The organism is Protofrankia sp. Cr2, assembly GCF_963555885.1.
Taxonomy (GTDB): domain Bacteria; phylum Actinomycetota; class Actinomycetes; order Frankiales; family Frankiaceae; genus Protofrankia.
This window is the reverse complement of the sequence record NZ_CAUVXG010000013.1, coordinates 96,185-101,062: the sequence shown is the minus strand read 5'-3', so window position 1 is coordinate 101,062 and position 4,878 is coordinate 96,185. Positions and strand designations below refer to the sequence as shown.

The window sequence follows — 4,878 nt, the reverse complement described above, 5'->3', positions numbered from 1 at the left end:
GTACAGCACCATAGAAGGAGGGGGGTGGGCGGGGCGGCGGCGATCCGGGCACAGTCCGCGGTGCTGCTGAGACAGCCGACCTTCGTCCTGCGACGTCTCGACGCCGAGTTAAACATCCCGAACACAACAACCTGAAAATTCGTAATAATCACCAAGCCACCCAACTCTCCACCTAAAGCCATTCCAGGTGTCGTGCGTCGGGGTGGGAGGCGACGATATCCCGCAACTCCGTGTCGAGCAGACGGGGAACGTAGGAGCGTACGAATATCCGATCATGGATTTGACACATATTTGACCATGGAAATTACACGTAGATCATCGGTAAATTAGCACGCGTTCGCACCGTGATCAAACACCTCGTGGACGCCGGCGATCCCCTCAAGCCCACAGGCCGGACAACAGCGCCTGCACCACGTCGGCATGGGGCAGCAGCGCCCCGATGTAATCGCGGTCCCCACGCAGAGCCCGTGCTGGGCACTTGGCCCCTCGCCTTCCGTGAGAGCATCCCTGGATGAGCGGCTTGACCGAAGCGGTGAAGCTGAGGGCTGCGCGCCCGGACGAAGCCGAGGCGCTGAGCGGACTGACAATGCGTTCCAAGGCGTATTGGGGCTATGACGAGGAGTTTCTGGCCGCCTGCCGGAATGATCTCTGGCTTCGGCGTAGCGAGGTGGTCGCCCCGGACTTAGATCATACACTCCGGGAAGATCGACATTGGTCATAAGCTGCGAAAACCTTAGCCAAGATCGAACTATCCAGGAAACTCGGGCCAGGTGCCCGGCTGCCCGCCGGGATGCTGCGCGAACACCTCGCCCGCACTGCCCAGAGCTGCCGGGCGATCGGCGCGACACTGCTGGTCACCATCCCGACAGCCGCATTCGACCCCGTCCCCTACCTTGGCGTGGCGATAGCCGGCCGCACCAGGCGGACCCTGGATGACGCGGAGACCACCGTCCGAAGCGCGAACGCGGCCCTTGGCGGGATGTTCGCCCATCTGGGGGTCACCCCGCGGGGCGCTCGCGGACCGCGAAGACGACGAGCACGGCCGCGGCGATCATCAAGGTGATGTTGAACCCGTAGACGAGGGCCGCCTGACGTGCCCAGTCGGTCTTGGCGGCAAGCCGGTAAAAGTTGTCCTGCGGCCACCAGGCGGCCAGCAGCCAGACGATCGACAGATGGGCCAGCGTGGACTGATGTCACCATCGGCACATCGTGGAGTCCGCCGAGAAGCCGCTGCGCGGGGCTTCGTCTACTGGCCCGGCGGAGGTTCCCACAACTCGAATCGGGTCCCTTCCGGATCAACGGCCCAGCCGAACCGGCCGTACCCGGACTCCTCGACAGCGTCGATCACCTCGACCCCTTCGGCACGCAGTTGGGTGAGCATCGCGTCCAGATCGGCCACCCGGAAGTTAACCATGAACGCTTGCTCGCGCCGACCGAAGTAGTCGGTATCCCCGTCGAAGATCGCCCAAGTGGTTGAGCCGCCCGGCTCCCAGCTGAACTGGACGCCGCCGAAGTCGGCCAGGTCGAAGCCCAGGTGACTCGCATACCAGGCCCTAAGGCTCGCGGCTTCCCCTGCTCGCTGGAACACTCCGCCGATGCCGGTCACCCTCTCCATCCACCAACAGTAGCCGACCTCGATACCGCCACCGTGAAACACAGCCCGACCTCAATCGTGCTCACCCTTGTAAAAGCGCCCGACAATAGGGGAGTGGATCAAGGAGCGGGGATGGGGTGCGGGCATCGCGAGGCGGAGGAGGGAGGCACCGGAGGTGTTGGGTGTCGACTGACGACAACGTGGCGAGGTGCGTGCCCCAGTCCCGCGACGCCGCGTCCCCTATTGTCGGTCGCTCTAAGTGCCGGCGAACACCGAGGGTGTCCGGTGCTGCCAGGACATGGCCGCCTCAAACTAACCAGCGAACTCCACATTACGAAAATCAGTAATATGGTATGTGCGAACAGCTATACGACCAGGTCAGATGGTGTACGACACCTACCCATCGGGCGGATGGTGGACCTAACGCACCACAACAAGGACCGGTCGATCTTGATTCAGGGTCCCGAAATCACCATCCGCCCGGTCTCCATGCGACTGCTGACCAGGGATGATGCCCAGTGAACGTCGGCTTCGCAACATCATCCGCCGAGCCGAACACACGTTCCGCGGACCTGGTAGTCACACCGTGGTTCTGGACGCTTCCGACGCCGTTCGGCCGACACGGGGCGGTGGGCGGGGCCGGCGTCGCATCGGTCGGAGGTGTCCCACATCCGCACGGTGCCGTCGTGTTGCCAGTGTCCAGCAACGGGCCGGGCCGAACGGCCCGATCCGGCCGTGCTAGCTTGACTCAAGATCGTAGATTGGTGTCGGCCACGATGTTGCGGCGGTGGCTCGCGGAGCCCCGCTAGCCAGGCAGGAGCGACGGAGTGCGGATCGAGCCGGCCGACGACAGCGTGTTCCGTGAGCGATGCCGCTGGCGCTACGACCCGCCGTACGACTTTTACGATGACGAGGGGCCGGAGAACAACCCGGAGCGCTGTTTCGCCGCGCGCGACGACGACGACGGCAGGTTGGTGGGCTTCTACGAGTTCGAGCCGCAGGGCGAGGTGCTCGTCTACGGGCTCGGCCTACGGCCCGACTGTACCGGCCGTGGGCTCGGGGAACAGTTCGTGCGTGCCGGCCTGGAGTTCGCCCGCGAGGTCTACGCCCCACGTCGGGTCGTGCTCGCCGTCGCCGCGTTCAACGTGCGCGCGATCCGCGTCTACCGGCGCCTCGGCTTCACCGAGACCGGCCGGCACGTGCGCACGTTCGAGCGCTACGGAGCCGTGGAGTTCGTCGACATGGAGAAACGAGCCTGATCGCCGAGGACGGGGCGCAGACACAAGGTCCTGCATCGGCCAGGGGTCTCTGGCCGCGGTGGTGGCGGCGCAGGCGGCCCCGATGCTTCCCCGGCCGCGACAAACGCCGGTGCCGCTCACGCCCGGCGCAGGACGCGGGGGACTCGGCGTGTCCCCTGCGGCCCACCCACGCCGGGCCCGATGGCGAACCGTGGCGACGGCCATCGCCACGGTGATAGTCGTTCTTGTCGCCGTCGTGGCCGTTATTTCTACAGGCCCGCTCGTTCATATTCGTTGATCAGGCCACCGAGGACCTGGTGGCGCAGGAGCGCCGACCTGGGAAACAAGTCACCCAACCATGGGCGGCCGCTGCAACGCCGTGATCATCGCATGCCGGCCCGGTCCTCCCAGGCGCGTCGGATCGGGGCGGGCAGCACCAGTTCCGGCCACGCGTCAACGAGCAGCACCCCGTCGATGTAGCCGAGGACGTCCTCCGCCCGGCCTTCCCGCAGGACGATGAGGCCCGGACGGACAAGACGGGCAGAACCCCGGAGGCGATCGGGCGAGGGAGCAACAGCGACGCATCCGGAGCCGGCTCCGGCTCCGGATGAAAGCCGCCCTGCTGGGACGGTCGCGGGGCGGGCAGACCAGCAAGGTTCACCTCGCCGTTGACCGGCGGTGCCGGCCGCTGGCGTTCGTCCTGACCGCGGGGCAGGCCGTGGACAGTCCGCGGTTCACCCCGGTACTGGCGAAGGTCCGGGTCCCTGGGCCTGTCGGCCGTCCCCGCACCCGACCCGACGCGGTCGCCGCAGACAAGGCCTACTCGTCCCGCAGCAACCGCGCCTATCTGCGTAGACGCCACCTGGGGAAAAGCAACCTACCGACGCCGCGCCGCCACCGTCGAAACCGGATTCGGACAGGTGAAAAACAACCGCGACATCCGCCGGTTCATCCGCGTCGGCATGGCTGCCGCCGACGCCGAATGGAAACTCATCACTCTCACCGACAACATCGCGAAACTGTTCCGGAGAACCCTGTCCGGACAGGCCACCCCCGCATGGTCCACCCTCCTCCGGCTGGCCCACACCCCCGGCTGACCCGGTCACGACGAGAAACACCCACAAACCATGAAACCCGGTGAAACACTATAAGAGCGGCGAATGGTGCTGAAGCGGCCTATACTCGGGCACGGCACAGACAGAACGCCTATAAAACACCGAAAGCCGCATACCTAATGAATCCTGATCACCCGCCGATCTCGGGGCGTCACGGACATCGCCATGCCGGCCGCGGCCCGCCGAAACCCACACCCTGACCACCGGTCGACGATCCCGAGAAACCCCGTCCCACCAGGGATAACTACCGCCCTCAGACCCACGGCCGCACCGCTCCCGCGGCTGTTAAGGCATGCCCAAAAGTGCGCTCGCCGTCGGCCGATTCAAGCGACACCCTGTACCTGACCGCGACATCAGAATGGTCAAACTCCGCCAGAAAGTGTCCGGCTGCCAATGCACCCTCACCGGCGTCCGCCAGTTCTGCGCGATCCGGAGCTACCTCGCCACCGCCGCGAAACACGGAGTCCACTTCTTCGACGCCCTCGTCCGACTTGCCGAGGGCCGCCCTTGGATGCCCGCAGCCGCCTGACCATCTATCAAACGATCTTCGATACCTGACCGGTTACCGTGCGGGTACGTTGGTGTCGCAACGGCAAGAAACGCGGTCGGACGCAAAAGCGACAGAGCACAGACAAGCGTCAGGGCGAGGACCGCACGATGACGGCCGACTTGCGAACGGCTGACGTCATGCACGTCGTGGCGTTTGCTCCGGACAGGGCCATTCTGGCCGGGCGCCGAGCCTGCCCGGAAAACTCCCTCCCTATCGGGGCCGGGTTGAGGGCGGACATGGGCCGCGAGCGGCCTCGTTGGCTTACGAGGTGATCGCCGGTAGGGCGTGGCTGGTTCTGGCCCCCGCGTCGTACGGGCCGCTGTCGGGCGCGGGCCGGGTCCTCCGCCGCCGTCCCGCGCGATCCAACGCCACCCCGCCCGG

At 66.0% G+C, this 4,878-nt stretch carries 4 protein-coding genes and 1 pseudogene; 4 read left to right on the top strand and 1 reads right to left on the bottom strand.

What is annotated here, in order from left to right:
- Positions 1-1,246: 1,246 nt before the first annotated feature.
- Complete coding sequence (locus U9978_RS09105) at positions 1,247-1,615, bottom strand: VOC family protein (protein WP_322760631.1); 369 nt, start codon at positions 1,613-1,615, stop codon at positions 1,247-1,249.
- A gap of 806 nt (positions 1,616-2,421) precedes the next feature.
- On the opposite strand from U9978_RS09105, the gene U9978_RS09100 reads away from it, so the two are divergent.
- From U9978_RS09100 to U9978_RS09085, 4 genes and pseudogenes are all read left to right on the top strand, one after another.
- Positions 2,422-2,853, top strand: coding sequence for a GNAT family N-acetyltransferase (locus U9978_RS09100; RefSeq protein ID WP_322760630.1), 432 nt, complete (start codon positions 2,422-2,424; stop codon positions 2,851-2,853).
- Between the two features lie 556 nt (positions 2,854-3,409).
- Positions 3,410-3,706 (top strand): annotated as a pseudogene (locus U9978_RS09095) (transposase); the annotation flags it as partial.
- On the top strand, positions 3,597-3,929 hold the full coding sequence (locus U9978_RS09090; RefSeq protein WP_322760632.1) for a transposase: 333 nt from the start codon (positions 3,597-3,599) through the stop codon (positions 3,927-3,929). The pseudogene U9978_RS09095 and the gene U9978_RS09090, both read left to right, overlap by 110 nt.
- Before the next feature lie 310 nt (positions 3,930-4,239).
- Complete coding sequence (locus tag U9978_RS09085) at positions 4,240-4,476, top strand: hypothetical protein (RefSeq protein WP_322760629.1); 237 nt, start codon at positions 4,240-4,242, stop codon at positions 4,474-4,476.
- Positions 4,477-4,878: the final 402 nt, after the last annotated feature.